This window comes from Sporosarcina sp. FSL K6-6792 (assembly GCF_038004885.1).
GTDB lineage: Bacteria > Bacillota > Bacilli > Bacillales_A > Planococcaceae > Sporosarcina > Sporosarcina psychrophila.
On sequence record NZ_JBBOSA010000001.1, the window covers coordinates 1,739,799 to 1,757,708 of the forward strand.

The following is a 17,910-nucleotide window of genomic DNA, read 5'->3' on the forward strand; positions in this document are numbered from 1 at the left end:
TTTAAGATATATACTGCCGTGATTCATTAAATGCTTTAGCAATGGCTCTTTTCGTTTGGATTGTGCCTTTACTCGCTAGATTACTAAATCGATTTGTCACATCAGCAAGTGCTGTCTTGCGCTTCTCTCCAGTTGTAACACCTGCAATCAATTTGCGAGCAATCATCTCAACTTCGAAAAGCGTATCGTCAATCAAAGCTTCTGTCAGTTGCACTTTAAGAGTAGATTTTTCTTCACCTTTTTTTGCAATTGATTTCTCAGTTCGCAGTACAGCAGATTCAGCTGCGTATAGTGCAATTGCGATGTCAGCCAATTTTAGTATCGTTTCTTGCTCATCCGCAATACGAGCTGCAAAAGCTTCATAAGCAAGACCTATGGACAGTAAAAATACATTGCGGATTGAACGGATTGCTTCTTTTTCACGGGCTAGAATTTCATCCTCTAACTCAATTGATTGCTTTAGTTGCGCAACGGCCTGCCCGACAAGCCCTGGTAACGGGACTAATCCTTTCCCCACCTGTTGCAACAGAGCCATCGGAATGAGCAATCGGTTAATTTCATTTGTGCCTTCGAAAATTCGGTTAATACGCGAATCACGATACACTTGTTCAACCTTATACTCTTTTATAAATCCATAACCGCCATGAAGTTGAAGTGATTCATCCGCAACATAATCCAACGTTTCAGAACCGTATACTTTGCAGATAGCGGCTTCAACCGCATACTCCCTCATTCTGTCTGCAATAAGCTTCATGTCACTTGACCCGTCCACTTCACCAAGTGCATCTTCAAGATAGGAAGCAGTTCGGTATTGAAGAGACTCTGCTGCGTAAATGCGTATTGCCATATCTGCCACTTTTTCTTCGGTGGCAGTAAAGGATGCAATCCTCTTGCCAAATTGTTGACGTTCATTTGTATAATCAATCGCTAACTTGAAGGTGTATTTCGCTGCTCCTGTGCAGGCAGAACCAAGATTGAAGCGGCCCAGATTTAGCACATTCAATGCAATATGATGTCCTTTGCCGATTTCACCCAATAAGTTCTGGACAGGCACTTCACAGTTGTCGAAAAATACGGCTGTCGTGGACGAACCCTTGATGCCCATCTTCTGTTCTTCCGGCCCAAGTGATAAGCCCGGAAAATCTTTTTCAACGATGAATGCCGTAAACTTGGTACCATCGACTTTTGCATAGACAATGAAGGTATCGGAAAACGAAGCATTTGTAATGAACATCTTCGTTCCGTTCAACAAATAATGCGTTCCCTCTTCATTTAATAGCGCTGTAGTAGATGCAGCTAAGGCATCCGACCCGGCAGAAGGCTCTGTAAGGCAATAGGCGCCGATAAATTCACCAGATGCAAGCTTCGGCAAATACCTTTCTTTTTGCCACTGCGATCCGAAATACGTAATCGGTAACGTTGCAATACATGTGTGATTAGAATGTGCAACGCTATAACCACCTGCAGCTCCGATAATTTCCCCTACAAGCCCTTTCGTGATTTTATCGAGGCCAAGTCCACCGTATTTCTCGGGAATACTATGGGCAAGCAAACCCAATTCTCCTGCTTTTCTAAGAAGTGACCTGACAAGCGTAAAGTCCCCGCCCTCAATTTGTTCATTGTGAGGCCGCACTTCTTTTTCAATGAATTTCTTCGCCGTATCGGCAATCATATGGTGTTCAGCCGTAAAATCTTCCGGGGTGAAAATAGCTTCTGGCTGCGACGCACTGTATAAAAATGACGTACCACGATAAATTAGTTGATCAGTAGTCAATCGTTTTATCCCCTTTCACACTCATTTTCCCGTCCACAAATTCGGGTATAACCTCAACTATTCCTCTAGTAGCGGAATAGAGAATATCTTCCTCCAAATCCACTTGCATAAGCATCTGGCCTGTTAAAGATGTTTTGAGTATCGAAGCGGCGTTCTCTTTATTCCCTCTATATAAATACAGAGCTGCTTTCGCAGAATCCGTCAGTTCCCACGACTCATTTTGTCGAAGTAATTCATCTATGAAATAGCCTGCCCCGTAAAAGTCCTCTAGGGAAAACTGCTTCATAGTTCCAGCGCAAATTAAAATAATTGAATCGTCCACGTGCTCTAGTGCTATTTTTCGGGCAACAGCGTGCCCATTTATCAATGAGGCGGCGAATACCTTTTTTGCGTTCTCGACATGACGAATAGCGACGGTGCCATTCGTTGTTGAAAGGATGATAGTTTTTCCCTTTGCGACATGTTTAAGTATCGTGGGAAGCGGATCCACAAAACCTTCAATTGTTAGTCCTTCAGATTCTCCAGCTATAATTGTCGCTGATTTCTCAAAACTTCTCGCTACTTTCAAGGCTTCCTCCCCGTCTATTACAGGGATAACTTCCTTTGCTCCATGATGAAGAAGTGTGGCAATGGTCGTTGTCGCAAGTAAAATATCAAACACGACTGCCACTTTTTCTTTATTAATCAACTCTGGCATGATCGCTTCTTTTTGAAGAATGACATGAAGCTTTGGTCGAGTTACTGTCATCATTTTGTCGTTCCGACCATCGCTTGCTTGACAAGTATCTCTACAAATTTATCCATATGAGAGAAGCGAGCATCTGTCGTTTGTCCATTTTTATAGCGGTAATAAATTTGCTGACAAATGACAGCGAGTTTAAAGTACGCAAAGGTACTATAATAATTAATATTCGTCATATCCCGCCCACTTTTCTCTGCATAACGCGCAATAAAATCTTCGCGTGTGAAAAATCCTTTCTGAATCGTAATCGGCGGTTTGCCAAGTCCATGCAGTAACTGATCCGGATCATCTGCCTGCATCCAATAACTTAGTGCCGCCCCTACATCTGCAAGTGGGTCTCCAACAGTCGTCATTTCCCAGTCAAACAATCCTGTCATCACAGAATAATCTGGTGAAAACATCGCATTATTTAATTTATAATCATAGTGAATAATCGTTGGTTCAGCTGATTCAGGAATATTATTTTGCAGCCAAGTAGTAAGCACTGCAACTTCCTCAATAGCAGATGTCTTCGCTTTTTCATAGCGTCCGATCCAGCCATTCACTTGCCTTTCCAAGAACCCATCCGGCTTGACCATCTCAACAAGTGCTGTTTTTTTGTAGTCAATCGCATGTAACTCCACAAGTTTATCGACCATGATTTCAGATACTTTTCTTCCTAATTCTTCAGGAGAATTCGTACCACTTGGAAACTCTGTATCGAGAACAATTCCGTTCCGTCTTTCCATAACAAAAAATGGGCTACCTATGATAGTTGAATCATTACAAAAGACGAGCGGTTTCGGTGCAGTTGGATAAACAGGATGAAGTGCAGCTAATACATTGAATTCTCGTTCCATATCATGCGCTTTCGCAGCAACTGGACCGAGTGGCGGACGTCGAAGTACCGCTTGCCAAGTCCCTATTTCGATTTCATAGGTTAAATTAGAATGGCCCGTTCCAAACTGCCGAACTTCAAGTTCACCTTCTGGTAAATCGGCACAATTCTCCCGAAGGAATCGCAAGAGGACTTCTTCGTCCAATCCTTCTCCTTTTCGGACAGGTATCGTATCGTTAGTTGTTGATATCAACCTACTCACTCCCTATTCTTTTGGAATTAATTCACCCTTATCAGCCGCGATTGTAGGAATAGAATCCTTGTCCCGTTTTCCGTCCTAAATGACCTGCTTCTACTTTTTGCACAATACATGCAGCTGGTTTGTCTGCCTGATTTCCCGTTTCCGCGAATTGCTGCTGCATGACAAAATTGACAACGTCTGCACCGGATAAATCAATAAGTTCAAACGGTCCCAATGGATGCCCAAGCGATTTTTTCACGATTAAATCTATATCTTTAAAATCAGCGATTCCATTTTCATAAAGTGCAATGGCTTCTTTATGAATTGCGCCTAATATACGGTTTGCGACAAAGCCGGATATTTCCTTTCGAAGGATAATTCCCTCCTTGCCGATTTGTTCACAAACAGCTAATGCAGTCTGCGCTGTTTCTTCAGACGTTTCTTCACTCATGACGATTTCCACACACTCCATAACCAGAGGTGGGAAAAAGAAATGCGCGTTACAAACCTTGTCTGGACGCTCCGTCACTTCTGCAAGCAACGAGTTGACGATGGTTGAACTATTAGAGGCTAAAATGGCATGTTTCGGTGTAAGACGGTCCAGTTCCCTAAACAATTGCTGTTTACTAGTTAGTTTTTCCACAATCGCTTCAATTACAAAATCTGCATCTCTCGCGGCTTCGTTGAGATTATCCGTGAATGTGAGATTTTGAAAAGCAGTTTCCTTGCTACTCGCAGTTAACTTCCCACTTGTAACCCATTTATCCATTCGCTTTTCCAAGCTCGCTTCTGCATCCTTCAGTGCTTCACTATTTACATCCTGCAATGAAGTCCTGTATCCTCCAAGCGCGCACAGCATAGCAATTTGATGCCCCATTTGTCCCGCTCCAACAACAAGAATATGCTTAATTTCATTCGAACTCATCATTCATTCCCCCTTCAAATCAATTCCGTGTAAGATGAAATCCATATACATACTCGCAAGCTCTTTCGACGATATATTGCCAGACGGGTCAAACCATTCATAACTCCAGTTTGTAACCCCTAAAATCGCAAAAGTAGTCATTTTGGGATCTAGATTATCCCGAAACTCCTTCTTTTCAATTCCCGCTTTAATGATTTCCTCAATAGTGAGATGGAACATTCTTCGTTTATTTTTTATGACACTACTGTTTTCCTCTGATAAATGACGCATCTCCCTAAAGTAAACACGTACATTTGAACCTTGTGTTTGAATATCCTTAATGAGCATCTCAACAATTTTCGTAAGCTGATTTCGGCAACTTTCATTACTGTCTAAAACCTTCTTTTGTCTGGCTACTAAATCATCGATATAGCGGAGATGGATGTCCATAAGAAGCGTTTCTTTACTCGTGAAGTAATAGTAAAAAGTCCCTTTCGTCACGCCTAACGAATCAACAATGTCCTGGACAGAGGTCGAACTAAACCCTTTCCGTTCAAAAAGTTGAATGCTTTGTCTAGTAAGCTCTTCTTTCATAATGTACTCATTCCACCGTCGACTAGCAGAATATCTCCCGTCACATAGTCAGAAGCTTTCGATGCAAGGAAAAGAGCGACACCTTTTAAATCTTCTTCTGACCCTAAGCGGTTTAACGGTGTGGAATTTAAAATATATTCATGCCCTTGTTCAATTGTGACTTTTGACATTTTTGTTGGGAAAAATCCGGGTGCAATCGCATTAACGTTAATATTGTGCTGCCCCCATTTAGCTGCGAGATCTTTCGTAAATGTGATAACTGCTCCTTTACTGGTGTTGTAGCCGATAGTATCCATAAAGCTCGGATGCGTCCCGCCAAGTCCAGCAACGGATGCGATGTTAATGATTTTCCCGTTTTCTTGCTCAATCATGATTTTACCGACTTCTTGACTCATCAAAAATGTGCCATTGACGTTTACATCCATCACTTTTTTCCACGCTTCATAGGGCATGTCAACAACAGGCGCACCCCATGTTGCCCCGCTATTGTTGACAAGGATGTCTATCGTGCCAAAAATTTTCATTGTCTCTTCAACTACCTTTTTTACGTCTTTCTGATTCGTCACGTCACATGCAAGTCCAATCGACCGAACACCAAGCGTTTCCAGTTCTTTACTCATTTCAATACAAGCTTCAACATTGCGTGAACATAGCACAACGTTTGCACCTGCTTCCGCAAACCCTTTTGCAATCTGTGCCCCAAGTCCTCTGCCACCACCTGTAACGATTGCTGTTTTCCCTGTTAGTCTAAAGAGGTCAAGTACTGTCATTATTAGTTCCCCTTTCCGTGAGCTGCATATTTTTTAAGTTCCAGACGTGCGATTTGATTGCGATGAACTTCATCAGGTCCATCTGCGAGACGCAGCGTTCTTGAATTCGCCCACTGCGCCGCCAATGTATAATCTCCGCTTACACCCGCTCCACCAAACGCTTGAATAGCGCGGTCGATTACACGCAGTGCCATATTTGGCGCCGTCACTTTAATCATCGCAATTTCTGCTCTCGCTTCTTTATTACCAACCGTGTCCATCATATAAGCTGCTTTTAACGTCAAAAGGCGTGCCTGCTCGATATCAATGCGTGATTCTGCAATCCATTCTCGAACGACGCCTTGTTCAGCAATAGATTTCCCAAATGCAGAACGTTGTTGAACACGAATACACATTTCTTCAAGCGCACGTTCTGCAGCGCCAATTAACCGCATACAGTGATGAATTCGACCAGGTCCTAGACGACCTTGCGCTATCGCGAATCCTTTCCCTTCACCCCACAACATGTTTTCCGCCGGTACGCGAACATTGTCAAATGTGATTTCCGCATGTCCGTGCGGCGCATGATCATAGCCAAATACGGAAAGCATTCTCTCAACCTTCACCCCGGGTGTATCAAGTGGCACTAAAATCATCGACTGCTGCTCATGCAACGCAGCATTAGGATCGTTCTTGCCCATGAAAATTGCAACTTTACAACGCGGATCGCCCGCGCCGGAAGTCCACCATTTACGCCCATTTAATATATACTCGTCCCCATCCCTGATAATGCTTGATTGGATGTTTGTTGCGTCGCTAGAAGCGACATCCGGTTCTGTCATAGCAAAGCAAGACCGGATTTCCCCATCTAACAGCGGTTCGAGCCATTGTTTTTTCTGCGCTTCCGTTCCATATCGCACAAGCACTTCCATGTTTCCTGTGTCAGGCGCGTTGCAGTTAAATACTTCTGGCCCTATTAATGATCGGCCCATAATTTCACAAAGCGGTGCATATTCTACATTGGTAAGGCCTGCACCCATTTCACTTTCAGGAAGAAACAAGTTCCATAGACCTTTTTCGCGTGCTTTCATTTTCAACTCTTCTATAATTGGCGGATTTTGCGCCCAGCGATTTTCTTGTGCATTTAGCTGTTCGTCAAAAGTCTTTTCATTTGGATAAACAAGTTCTTCCATAAATGCCGTCAACTTCTGTTGCAATTCAATCGTCTTGTCCGAGTATGAAAAATTCATAATCTCTCTCCATCCTTTCATTCTATAAATAATATGTGTACTAACCGGTTAGTATGTTCTGAATATAACAACTATTCAATATGTTAACGCTTACTACTCGATTAATCAAGTAGATATATGGAATTATAGGATGCCATTGAATTCGCTGCGGCGCTAGGGGACGCCTTCGCTTAGTCTATATAGTATTTATTTGTTCAACATATATAGTTTTATAGAGCTAGGAAGAACAACGTTTAAAAAGGCGCCAGCTATGTAGATGCTGACGCCTTTCGATAAATCTATCCATACAAATGGCTACCATTCAAGATTTAAACATACCTAACCAGCCTTTATATTTAAACAATGCCAACATAGACGTTCCTATTACAAGCATAACAATTAATACGATGATATATCCGTATCGCCAAGTAAGTTCCGGCATGAACTCAAAATTCATCCCGTATACACCCGCTATAAACGTTAAAGGTATGAAAACGGATGATACAATCGTCAGTATCATCATAATACGGTTCATTTGATTCGCGTTTATCGATAATTGGCTGTCTCTAATATCAGTTGTTAGTTCCCGGTTAGATTCAAGAATATCTCCGAGTCGTAGTAAATTATCATAGATATCACTAAAATAGGCTTGTTCATTCGCAGATAGCTTTATCCGTTCTGAATTAATTACCCGATGTAAAAGTTCATGCATCGGCAAAATTGTTCGCCTTAATCGTAATAAATTGCTGCGGACTTCGAATACAGAATCCATGGATAAATGAACAGTTGATGGTGCAAGCGTGTCTTCAATATCATCCAGATGATCTTCAATTTTATGAAGTACCGGGAAGTAATCATCGACGATTTTATCGATAATCTGATGCGCAACAAAAACATGTCCTTTTTTCCATTTCCCTGGATTTTGAATAATCCTTTCCCTCGCATTTTCCAGCCCCTGAACCGCCGTATAATGAAAAGTGATGACATAGTTTTTTCCGAGATACAAATTTATTTCTTCTGCTTTTATCGTTTCAGGATTTATGGTATGCAATACAAAAAAAGCATAGTCATCATAAAAATCCAATTTCGGTCGTTGAAGACGGTTCAAACAATCTTCGATAGTCAGCGGATGAAACTGAAAAAATGAATGCAACAAAGAAGCTTCTTCTTCATTTGGCTGTTCCAAATCCACCCAGTACCACTTGAATTGACGAGTATGTATGTCTTCTAGCGGAAAATCAAACAATAATTTATTCTCTACTGTGAGTCCCATCGTCCGGATCAAACGAACACCTTCTTTCTAACTCCACAAATCCTGTTCATGAGTAGCCTTCGCTCGATATATATATGATGAATTAAAGAATCCCATTGAATCTGCTGTGGTTCTCGATAATGAGTGAGTTGTAATTCGGGGGATGGATTGTAGAACACTTGGCGCTTTGGGGATGCCTCTCACCGTAAGCCTGGATTAGCGCTTCGCATCCAGGCTTACGGCTTCGGCGACCCCTTTGCCGCGCCTGCGCTAGGGTTGTTCATTAGTGAGTGAGTGTAATTCGGAGTGTGGATTGTAGATCGCTTGGCGCTTTGGGGATGCCTCTCGCCATGAGCCTGGATTGGCGCTTCGCATCCAGTCTCATGGCTTCGGCTGCCCCTTTGCCGCGCCTGCGCTGGAGTTTTCATTATTGAAAGTGATTTTGAGATGTATAGACTTAGATTATAATGTGATTACTAGTTGATACTAATCTCATTGAAGAAAGACGTACTACAGGCTGCAGGTCTTATCTCCGACAATGAAATACACTTTCTAACATAGATTTATCCAGCGCAGAAGCGGTATTAGTAGGAATCCTAATGCATTCCAAGTACAAGGGCTGTTTCATTGGCCTCCCAAAAGCCGTATTTATTTGTTCAACATATATAGTATACAAAAGAAAATCACTCACCGCATTGTTCACACTCTTCATCAGCCTTACTGTCTAGTATGAATAGCCGCAAGTTATCCCAAACTCTATGTAGAACTTTAACTATCGTCAGCATAGGAGGCGTTACTATTCAGGATGGCAGGAATATATTTTCCACCCGTAAAAAACTGCTTCCCGCCGGAATTCTTCTTTTACTATTAGCCATTGTTGATTCATTTTTCACCGATTTTGGCATTCAAAAACAGTATATCACTGAAGCGAATCCATTAATGGCACTTATCTACGACACAAGCATTTGGGGATTTTACGCCCTTAAAATTAGTTTGCCCTGTGTTTTACTCTATTTACTGACAGAGATTGAACAAAAAATGTATTTAAAACTATTAGTTGGATCTGCAATTCTGCTTTACAGTGTCGTTCTATTCCAGCATATCTATTGGATTTCATTAGTGCTTTAGGACTATGAATCCAAAATAAACACCACTCAATCAACTTAGTGGTGTTTATTCGTGTTACTTTTGTTATTTTAGTTGTTGCTTGTACTCGATGTACTCCTGATAAAGGGCTGCAACCTCACTAGACTGAGCAGGTGTAAGCGAGCACCAACCATGTTGGAATTGCAAATCATATAATTTCCGATGTTGCTGCGATGTTTCTTTCATCATATCAAATAGTGATGAGTAGAACTTTGAATTGCTCGCTTCAGGCATAGCAATTGCGTAGGAGTTGCACATATTTTTTTCCGTCGCTAATGCTGAGCTTAACAGATCAGAATCATTGACCGCGGACTTTTTAGAAAGCTGTGTTTTAGGATTTTGAATCTTTTTAGTAGAAGTCATTGCATATTACCCCCGTTTTCATTCAGGACAGTTAGCAAATTATCATAGTGCGTCAAGTGCATTTTCCCTGCTTCTTCGAATTGTCGTTTTAAATCAGGCAGTTGGCAACTTTGAGCGGCCTGTCTATACTGTTTCACCGCTAGCAAATTCGAATTTAGCATATTTTGCAAATAGCCAATATCTGAAGTTGACACCATTCTTGGGGGCTCAAAGTAAAGTATCTTCTGTTGTTGTTGCGATTGCCCTTCTGATTGTTGTGGTTGTTCCAGTGGTTCAGGTTGCTTTGGTTCTTGTGATTGCGGTGTTTGCTGTGGTTCTGGTTCTGGTTGTTGTTGTTGCGGTTGTTGTTGTTGTTGTTGTTGTTGTTGATGTTGTTGTTGTTGCGGTTGCTGTTGCTGTGGTTCTTGTTGTTGTGGCGGTTGCTGTTGTTGCTGCGGTTCTTGTTGTTGTTGTTGCGGTTGCTGTTGTTGCGGTTGCTGTTGTTGCGGTGGTACTTGTTGTTGTGGCGGTTGCTGTTGTTGTTGTTGCGGTTCTTGTTGTTGCGGCAGTTGCTGTTGTTGCAACGGTTCTTGTTCTTGTTGTTGCGGCGGTTGCTGTTGTTGCTGTTTTTCTTGTTCTTGCTGTTGAATCTGTATCTGTAGTTCGAGTTGTTGAAGTTGAATTTGCAGTTTTTTTAGTTGTTGAAGCTGTTGTTGTGATTGTGCAGACTCCACACTTCTTAGCTCCTTTCAAACAATTTAATCTTAGTATGAATCTTGCGACAGATATTATACGGACTAAAGTAAAAATACCAGGATATGAGTCGATTCGTAATCGAGTCATATCCTGGTATCGTTTATATTATTTATTTATTTATTTAAATAGATTTTAGCGAAATTATCATTTTCCATTGGATGAGCCTCAAAACCTTCAACATAATCGGCAAGGCCAATAGGCGGTGTTGTATGAGCTATTGTTACCCATGGAGCATCTTCATGGAATATTTCCTGCGCCTTTTTATACAATTTAATTCGTTCTTCTTGATCGAAAGTTTCACGAGCTTGTTGCAATAAAGATGTAAATTCTTCATTTTTATAAAAAGCACGATTACTAGCGGGTTTCTCAGTGTTAGTGCTACTTAAATTCGGAGATAAGAAATTGTCTGGATCGGCCATCACACCTGTCCAACCGTACATTGCCATCGTATGCTCACCGTTTCCTGTTTTCTCAAGATACGTAGCCCACTCATAGGTTTTGATTTCAGCTTCAATACCAATCGCTTGTAAATTTGCTTGAATCACTTCAGCCGTTTTTAAAGGCTGCGGCATGTATGGTCTTGGGTTACTCATTGCCCATATCTCTGTTTTAAACCCATCGGGATACCCGGCTTCCGCCAATAATTTCTTCGCATCTTCAGGATTATATGGATAATCCACAATATCATCATTGTATCCCCAAAGTGATGGTGGTATTGGATTCTTCGCCAATTCGGCATAGCCATTATAGAATGCATCTACTAATCCTTTCTTATCAATAGCCATATTAATCGCTTGACGCACTTTTACATTATCAAACGGTGCCTTTTCCGTATTAAATACCATGAAACCATTATTAAAACTTGGTCGTTTGACCAGTTTTAAACTCTCATTCGCTTCGACTGTATCAGCATCACTAGGGTTCATACCATCAATGATATCTACCTCTCCAGATAATAAGCCATTTAAGCGAGCAGAGTTATCAGGAAGTACCGTGAAAATTATTTTTTCCAAAAGTGGTTGACCTTCAATATAGTAATTTTCGTTCGCCTTTAATACAATTTTATCATTACGTGTCCAACTTTCGAATTCAAATGGCCCCGTACCTACGGGATGTTCAATGAATTTCTCATTGTACTTTTCAATCGCCGCTGGACTTGCCATACCAAACATCGGAATTGCCAAATAGCTAATAAAAGGAGCTGTCTTTTCTATCAATTTAATTTCAACAGTTGAATTATCGATTGCCTTTACATGTTCAATTTTGTGATTTGGTTCTCCTTTAAATCCTCCATAGAGGAATGGATAATATGTAAAATCCCCAATATGATAAGGATTCTGTGGATCCATCCAACGGTCGAAATTGAAAACGACTGCATCGGCATTGAAATCTGTCCCATCGTGAAACTTAATACCGTTTTTAAGATGAATTGTCCACGTTAACCCATCATCAGCCGTTTCGAAAGATTCCGCTAATTTAGGTTGTAATTCCAACTTCTCATCGTATTCAAATAATGTTTCAAAAATAGCATGTGTAACCCGAATCGACTCGCCGTCCGTTACATTAATTGGATCTAGCCCTACAGAATCCGCACCTCGAGCATAAACTAACGAACCGCCTGCTTTTACTGCCCCATCCTTATTTTCTTCTTTTGAATCTTTCTTATTACCTTCTGAACAAGCCGTAAGTACTAGTAATAGTAACACTAGAATACTAGTCAACCTAAAAGCTTTCCTTTTCACTATTATTCCCCCTTTATTTCAACGGGATAAAAAGTAATATGTGTAGACTCTATGCAGAATGAATTCAGCTCAGTTCACATAACAATTATCTGTATTTTAATCCGATTGATTATACTGATTTATCTTATATAACTATTTTCTACTCGTCAAGGTCACTTTTATAGGTTATATAGGTGGAAATAAAGAATCCCATTGTCATGCGCCTTCGTTCGGTTTATATGGTATTCATTTATTCAACCTATTTAGCACGAATTCCCCCAGTAAAGTAATGGTAAATAGTGACCTGCACTGGGTGGCATCTCATACAATATAAATAATAGAGATGACTATCACTTCATCATTTTCAGTCAACTGATATACAGACATCCTAATTTTCAAATATATAAAAAAGATAAGTGGATCATGAAAACTGACGGAAAGGAGCAATTTAAGAATGAATCCGCTATTTTCGATTTGGTCACAGCCAAGCACCACAATTCGATACATTATCGGTCATAAATCAATGATGTATCCATTTTTCCTAATTTCCATTTCCGCGCTTATCAATAGCATTATGGCATTTGCAGACTTAGGCCTTTTTAACGGTTTGTCATTATTTACAACACTTGTTGTCGTTCTTTTTTCTAGCTTGCTTTCAGGGTTGACAGGCTGGGGAGTTGTTATAGTTGCGTATACGTGGATTGGTAAATTATTAGGTGGAACAGGGACAATGCGGAAAATGGGCCTTGCAACCGGAGCCAGTGCAATTCCTATGATTTGGACAGCGCCTATAGGAGTCATTGCAATTTCCCTCTACGGACAGCAGCTTTTCGCTACTCCAACAGGCCCGTTAGGTACGAATATGTCCGTAGGCTTCTTCTTCTTTCAAACCTGGATCATGTTAGCTATTTCTATTTTCGGGCTTGTTGTCGAGAGTAAAGCAATTGGAATTGTTCACAACTTCTCTGCATGGCGCGGATTTGGCACAATGATGTTATTTATGTGTTTTATAGTCGTTATTTCAATCATTATCCTTGGATCCATATTTACAATACTTCTTGCTATGTAGTCGGCACTTAACAAATAGAATGTTCTTCCAACAACGCTTTGTCGCTTGGTGATGGCCTCACGCAATAAGATCACAAGAAGATCACTTAGGAGGGATTGAACTGCATCCCTCCTAAGTGATCTTCTTGCTCCGGCGCCTGTAGTATGCGGGTGTACAGCCTTTCATTAGTGGCGCTCCTTCGCTAGATTTGTTCGTTATACGGGTGAGGTATAACATCTAGTAACTCCAAATAAATAGTGCCAAATTTATAGTATTTAATCCGAAGGTTACCTACCTTAAAAATAACTACAGACTAAACGACAAATTTCTATGTTTTCCACCAAATGACGCTATTACTCTAGTAAATTGGTTCACTATTAAAATTGCATTACTTTTCTAGTCAAATAAATAAGCCTTTATTTTCCCATTTGAATCGCATTAATTTCATCCATATAAATGTATTTTAACCGAATCCCCTTTTGGTACTATTGCATTCTCAACTAATATCACAAAAAACATCCCCCTCGTTTCAGTATAAATTTTTTCTTCTACTCTCCTCTTTATTATTTCAAAATAATTAATCAAACCATATAGAATATTATGACATGTTCAATTCTTTCGTTTAGTAGTATGCTAAAGTTAGTGGATAAATATGATTCCTTAGTTCTACGTCTTTCCACGTAGTCACCTGAGCAATCAAGCACTATTATCCCTATTTCCAAAGACATAAAACACAAAGTTAGAGAAAGAGGTTAGCTGGATGAAAAAAATCTTAATGGGCCTGCGAAACATTAAAACGAAACTAATTACATCTTTTGCAATCGTATTAATTATCCCTGCAATTATTATTGGAGCACTGGCTTATATGACGGCCAAAGACGCGGTTAAATCTGAGATATTGGCTGGTTTCACTGAAAATATCAACTTATTAAATTCAACAATTGATAATACGATGCAACTAAAAACACATGATATAAATACCTTTTCTACAACTATAACTTCAAGGCTATACCAGGGTGATAGTAGTCCTGAACTACGTGAAATATTCAGTCAGTACATAGAACTGCATCCGGAAGCCGAAATCATCTATATAGGTACTGACAAAGGTTTATTTATACAAGAACCTGATGTAGGGATTCCTGCGGATTACGATCCTAGAAAAAGACCCTGGTATATAGAGGCAATGGACAAAAAAGGTGAAGTCATTATTTCCGATCCCTATATTTCGGCAAGTACAAATGAAATGGTTGTTACCCTTTCACAAGTAATAAAAGATGGTTCTGGGGTAGCGGCAGTTGACATCAACTTGAATCATTTGCAAAATATAACCAATCAAGTGAAAATAGGTAAATCAGGATATGCCGTTCTAATAGACAAAAGTAAAAGATATATCACGCACCCTACCGAAGCTGCCGGAAATGAAGTAAATATTAGCTTATCAGATAAAATTTATGCCCAAGAAATCGGACAGTTTGATGCTAAGTTCGATGGCGAAGAAAGATTAACGGCTTTCGTAACCAATGAGTTAACCGGTTGGAAGCTCGCGGGATCTGTAGCCACCTCAGAGATTAATGCTGCAGCATTACCTATTCTACAAAGGACCGCTTTGATTATCTTGCTTGCAATTGTTATCGGAGCGATTACTGTTTACTTTATTATTAAATCCATCATTAATCCAATCAAAGATCTAAAAGAAAAAGCGATTACAATAAGCCAAGGAGACTTAACTCAGCATATCGATGTGCAAACTAACGATGAAATCGGACATTTAGGACAAGCATTTAACGACATGCAGGAAAGTCTCAGAGCGTTAATTAAAAACGTTGAAAAGAGTGCAGAACTAGTAGCTTCCTCTGCTGAGGAGTTATCGGCAAGTGCGGAACAAACAAGCGATGCTACAGAACAAGTGGCAACTTCCATTCAAGAAGTAGCACATAGTGCAGAAATGCAAACAGATGGTGTAGACTCCGCAGCACATGCATTAGCTGCAATTTCTATTGATGTCACGAAAATTGCAGAAAGTTCTACAATGGCTTCTGAACTTTCTTATCGTGCAACGACAGAAGCTGAAATAGGTGGTCAAGCGGTTACAGATACGGTTAATCAAATGACATCAATTCATAAATCTGTTATCGAATCAAACACAATCACCAAATCATTGCATGAGCGGTCTAAGGAAGTGCGTTCGATTTTGGATGTAATTACAGATATTGCGGGACAAACAAACCTTCTTGCTTTGAATGCCGCTATTGAAGCTGCAAGAGCCGGTGAACATGGTAAAGGTTTTGCTGTTGTAGCTGATGAAGTTCGTAAACTTGCCGAACAATCGCAGAACTCTGCAAAAGAAATCCGTGAAATCGTGGAAGGCATTCAAGTAGATACAGAGAACTCCGTTGAAATCATGGAACGTATTACGGAAAATGTACAAGAAGGTGTAGATGTATCAAATGAAGCCATCGAGAAATTCAATCACATCATTCACAGTATGAAAGAGATTACACCTCAAATGGAAGAAGTTTCGGCCACTGCTCAAAGGGTAGCCGGCGCTGTTCAAGGAGTCACTCTCACGGCAAATGAAATTGCAAACAGCGCGCAAGGTAATGCAGCTGCTTCCCAAGAAGTAGCTGCATCTTCAGAGGAGCAGCTAGCTTCGATGGAGGAAATTTCTTCATCGGCTGAATCACTATCCTTTATGGCAGAAGAATTAAAAGAATTGATTTCCAAGTTTAAGTATTAATAAACCTTAGATTTCTTCATGATTAAAAGCTCAACTTTCTCTTGTATGAATAGAGAAAGTTGAGCTTTTATCACGTCTGTTGATTAACCAAAAGAAACCAGTGAATAACATGATCACTTACTAAGCACAACGTGTATAATTGACTTTGGATTACTTTGGCTAGAATGACTTCTTTACGATTACCGAGATGTCTGGATATGTAGGGATGCGACTTTGTCGCATCCCTACATATTTTTTTCGTTAATCGTATGGTGGTCCTTCATCCGTCGCGCTCCAAATACATCAGTACACGAAGTGCTAAAGCTTTTTGGGACGAAAGAATACAGGGGCATCTACCTGGATAAAAGCCGCCAAAGATGCAATTTTGGCGGCTGATTCTTTCTATATGGTTTTCTCTTTTTTACTAGTAAAGAACGTATTGTATAACGTACTAGAGTGCCCGAAATTGCATCTTCAGGCATTTACACTCTCCATAGAATGTCACCTATTCTTTTCTTCCAAACAACTGTGTTTTTCACTTGAACATTGTAGGAACGCGACAGGTAACAATTCGCAACAGTATTACTGAATAGTTAGTCGAAAGCGGGCCGAAAATAGTCCAGCTAAAATCAAGGTCATCAAGCCCTACTCACCAGTATTTTATGCAACTAAATGATTAATCAACAGACGTAAGTTTTTATCTTACTATGCTCTATAGCTTATTTGAACCTCCCCTCCGCCTACCCTAAATGACAACTCCAAAATCCGAGTTCAACTGCATCCAAACTGTTGTAAGTGTTTAGTGAGGACTGTATAGTGGTAGAAAAGAGATAAAGATAATTTACTATATATATTGAACAAATGAATCTCTATATAAACTCAGCGAAGGCGCCGCAGCGGATTCAATGGAATTCTTTATATCAACATATATAGTCCGAATTGGAGATGAAGTATTAATGGAAATTCTTTTATATGTAAGTGCCCTCATTGCATCCTTATCCTTATTGCTTATTGTCATTTTTGTTATCATCACATTAAAAAGTGCAAAACAGACCATGGGAGAGGTTTCAGAAACACTGAAACGGGTTGAGACGAAACTCACTGGCATCACTGAACAATCCGAGCAATTGATGGAAAAGACGAACCGAATTGCCGATGATGCGGAAAACAAACTACAAACATTGAATAGCTTATCCGACTCTGCAAAAAAACTTGGAAACTCCACGGATCATATGAACAGATCGATTCTTGCGATTTCGGATGATGTTGCTACACCTCCCGAAAAATATCGTGATTTTATGGAGAAAGCAACGATTCTAACTGAGACAGCGGCACGGGTTTATTACCGTTTTCAAAAGGAAAAGCATAAAAATTAAATGAGGTGATTCAATATGGATTGGTTAGGTATTGGTGTACTCATTATCGGAATCGCATTTGCTATACTCGTCATTTATTTATTGAAACCAATTAAAGAACTCGCGTCTGTACTTGGAAGCCTCCAACAGACAACAGATCGTCTGCCAAAGGTATTAGACGATGTAACAAGCCAAGCCACGACCGTACTTCAAACAAGCAATACGACACTAGCTAACGTCAATCAACAAGTAACTGATATTAGTCCAGTATTCCACATTATCGGAGATGTAGGTAAAGAGGCGGAAAAGTTCACATCCGTTGCTCTTGAAAAAACAACTTCGTTAAAACAACAAACTACTGGCGCAAAGGAATTTGTGACAAGCAAAAAGTATGAAGGTATCTTTGGCCTACTGTCATTCCTATTCTTCCTTTCACAGAAGAGACACGAAATCTCAGAAAAAATGCCTAAAACAAAATCAAATTAAGCAAATAAAAATCGTGTGAAGGGAATCTTAATCCCTCC

The 17,910-nt window shown here is 40.2% G+C and carries 17 protein-coding genes; 6 read left to right on the top strand and 11 right to left on the bottom strand.

Annotated elements, in window-relative coordinates; translation table 11 throughout:
• Position 1 precedes the first annotated feature (1 nt).
• The 8 genes from MKZ26_RS08320 to corA all read right to left on the bottom strand — a co-directional run bounded on the left by MKZ26_RS08320 (position 2) and on the right by corA (position 8,335).
• Positions 2-1,774, bottom strand: coding sequence for an acyl-CoA dehydrogenase family protein (locus tag MKZ26_RS08320; protein WP_435531902.1), 1,773 nt, complete (start codon positions 1,772-1,774; stop codon positions 2-4).
• Positions 1,764-2,525, bottom strand: coding sequence for a 2-phosphosulfolactate phosphatase (locus MKZ26_RS08325; RefSeq protein WP_340765694.1), 762 nt, complete (start codon positions 2,523-2,525; stop codon positions 1,764-1,766). Before MKZ26_RS08325 ends, MKZ26_RS08320 begins: the two co-directional genes overlap by 11 nt.
• Entirely contained in the window at positions 2,522-3,586 is a 1,065-nt protein-coding gene (locus MKZ26_RS08330; protein WP_445683411.1) for a phosphotransferase family protein, read from the bottom strand. The genes MKZ26_RS08325 and MKZ26_RS08330 overlap by 4 nt, the downstream gene beginning before the upstream one ends.
• Before the next feature lie 40 nt (positions 3,587-3,626).
• On the bottom strand, positions 3,627-4,499 hold the full coding sequence (locus tag MKZ26_RS08335) for a 3-hydroxyacyl-CoA dehydrogenase family protein (protein ID WP_340765695.1): 873 nt from the start codon (positions 4,497-4,499) through the stop codon (positions 3,627-3,629).
• 3 nt (positions 4,500-4,502) lie between these two features.
• Positions 4,503-5,072: a TetR/AcrR family transcriptional regulator gene (locus MKZ26_RS08340; RefSeq protein WP_340765697.1), complete on the bottom strand. Its 570-nt coding sequence runs from the start codon at positions 5,070-5,072 to the stop codon at positions 4,503-4,505.
• Positions 5,069-5,842, bottom strand: coding sequence for an SDR family oxidoreductase (locus MKZ26_RS08345; RefSeq protein WP_340765699.1), 774 nt, complete (start codon positions 5,840-5,842; stop codon positions 5,069-5,071). Before MKZ26_RS08345 ends, MKZ26_RS08340 begins: the two co-directional genes overlap by 4 nt.
• 2 nt (positions 5,843-5,844) lie before the next feature.
• Complete coding sequence (locus MKZ26_RS08350) at positions 5,845-7,071, bottom strand: acyl-CoA dehydrogenase (protein ID WP_340765702.1); 1,227 nt, start codon at positions 7,069-7,071, stop codon at positions 5,845-5,847.
• A 301-nt stretch (positions 7,072-7,372) separates the two neighbouring features.
• Positions 7,373-8,335, bottom strand: coding sequence for a magnesium/cobalt transporter CorA (gene corA / locus MKZ26_RS08355; protein ID WP_340765704.1), 963 nt, complete (start codon positions 8,333-8,335; stop codon positions 7,373-7,375).
• A 696-nt stretch (positions 8,336-9,031) separates the two neighbouring features.
• Between corA and MKZ26_RS22345 the strand changes: the two genes are divergently transcribed.
• A complete protein-coding gene (locus tag MKZ26_RS22345; RefSeq protein WP_445683412.1) occupies positions 9,032-9,430 on the top strand; it encodes a DUF5658 family protein in 399 nt (132 codons plus the stop codon).
• Positions 9,431-9,493: 63 nt separating this feature from the next.
• On the opposite strand, the gene MKZ26_RS08360 is transcribed toward MKZ26_RS22345, so the two are convergent.
• Both MKZ26_RS08360 and MKZ26_RS08365 read right to left on the bottom strand, forming a co-directional pair.
• Positions 9,494-9,811, bottom strand: coding sequence for a spore coat protein (locus MKZ26_RS08360; RefSeq protein WP_340765706.1), 318 nt, complete (start codon positions 9,809-9,811; stop codon positions 9,494-9,496).
• Positions 9,808-10,008: a hypothetical protein gene (locus tag MKZ26_RS08365; protein WP_067206822.1), complete on the bottom strand. Its 201-nt coding sequence runs from the start codon at positions 10,006-10,008 to the stop codon at positions 9,808-9,810. Before MKZ26_RS08365 ends, MKZ26_RS08360 begins: the two co-directional genes overlap by 4 nt.
• A 2-nt stretch (positions 10,009-10,010) precedes the next feature.
• On the opposite strand from MKZ26_RS08365, the gene MKZ26_RS08370 reads away from it, so the two are divergent.
• Positions 10,011-10,682, top strand: coding sequence for a hypothetical protein (locus MKZ26_RS08370; protein WP_340765709.1), 672 nt, complete (start codon positions 10,011-10,013; stop codon positions 10,680-10,682).
• On the opposite strand, the gene MKZ26_RS08375 is transcribed toward MKZ26_RS08370, so the two are convergent.
• The gene (locus MKZ26_RS08375) at positions 10,660-12,288 is read right to left on the bottom strand and encodes an ABC transporter substrate-binding protein (RefSeq protein ID WP_340765710.1); all 1,629 of its coding nucleotides are present in this window, start codon (positions 12,286-12,288) and stop codon (positions 10,660-10,662) included. The two genes, MKZ26_RS08370 and MKZ26_RS08375, sit on opposite strands and share 23 nt — an antisense overlap.
• A 433-nt stretch (positions 12,289-12,721) precedes the next feature.
• On the opposite strand from MKZ26_RS08375, the gene MKZ26_RS08380 reads away from it, so the two are divergent.
• The 4 genes from MKZ26_RS08380 to MKZ26_RS08395 all read left to right on the top strand — a co-directional run bounded on the left by MKZ26_RS08380 (position 12,722) and on the right by MKZ26_RS08395 (position 17,872).
• The gene (locus tag MKZ26_RS08380; RefSeq protein ID WP_340765712.1) at positions 12,722-13,336 is read left to right on the top strand and encodes a YIP1 family protein; all 615 of its coding nucleotides are present in this window, start codon (positions 12,722-12,724) and stop codon (positions 13,334-13,336) included.
• A 739-nt stretch (positions 13,337-14,075) separates the two neighbouring features.
• Positions 14,076-16,052, top strand: a complete 1,977-nt coding sequence (locus MKZ26_RS08385; protein ID WP_340765715.1) for a methyl-accepting chemotaxis protein — start codon at positions 14,076-14,078, stop codon at positions 16,050-16,052.
• 935 nt (positions 16,053-16,987) lie between these two features.
• Entirely contained in the window at positions 16,988-17,407 is a 420-nt protein-coding gene (locus MKZ26_RS08390) for a DUF948 domain-containing protein (protein WP_340765717.1), read from the top strand.
• A gap of 15 nt (positions 17,408-17,422) precedes the next feature.
• Complete coding sequence (locus MKZ26_RS08395; protein ID WP_340765719.1) at positions 17,423-17,872, top strand: DUF948 domain-containing protein; 450 nt, start codon at positions 17,423-17,425, stop codon at positions 17,870-17,872.
• The last annotated feature ends 38 nt before the right edge of the window (positions 17,873-17,910 follow it).

Bases quoted from the DNA above. Each gene is read 5' to 3' on its own strand.
- MKZ26_RS08325 (WP_340765694.1), bottom strand. From the start codon at position 2,525: ATGATGACAGTAACTCGACCAAAGCTTCATGTCATTCTTCAAAAAGAA.
- MKZ26_RS08335 (WP_340765695.1), bottom strand. From the start codon at position 4,499: ATGAGTTCGAATGAAATTAAGCATATTCTTGTTGTTGGAGCGGGACAA.
- MKZ26_RS08340 (WP_340765697.1), bottom strand. From the start codon at position 5,072: ATGAAAGAAGAGCTTACTAGACAAAGCATTCAACTTTTTGAACGGAAA.
- MKZ26_RS08345 (WP_340765699.1), bottom strand. From the start codon at position 5,842: ATGACAGTACTTGACCTCTTTAGACTAACAGGGAAAACAGCAATCGTT.
- MKZ26_RS08350 (WP_340765702.1), bottom strand. From the start codon at position 7,071: ATGAATTTTTCATACTCGGACAAGACGATTGAATTGCAACAGAAGTTG.
- MKZ26_RS22345 (WP_445683412.1), top strand. From the start codon at position 9,032: ATGAATAGCCGCAAGTTATCCCAAACTCTATGTAGAACTTTAACTATC.
- MKZ26_RS08360 (WP_340765706.1), bottom strand. From the start codon at position 9,811: ATGACTTCTACTAAAAAGATTCAAAATCCTAAAACACAGCTTTCTAAA.
- MKZ26_RS08365 (WP_067206822.1), bottom strand. From the start codon at position 10,008: ATGGTGTCAACTTCAGATATTGGCTATTTGCAAAATATGCTAAATTCG.
- MKZ26_RS08380 (WP_340765712.1), top strand. From the start codon at position 12,722: ATGAATCCGCTATTTTCGATTTGGTCACAGCCAAGCACCACAATTCGA.
- MKZ26_RS08385 (WP_340765715.1), top strand. From the start codon at position 14,076: ATGAAAAAAATCTTAATGGGCCTGCGAAACATTAAAACGAAACTAATT.
- MKZ26_RS08390 (WP_340765717.1), top strand. From the start codon at position 16,988: ATGGAAATTCTTTTATATGTAAGTGCCCTCATTGCATCCTTATCCTTA.
- MKZ26_RS08395 (WP_340765719.1), top strand. From the start codon at position 17,423: ATGGATTGGTTAGGTATTGGTGTACTCATTATCGGAATCGCATTTGCT.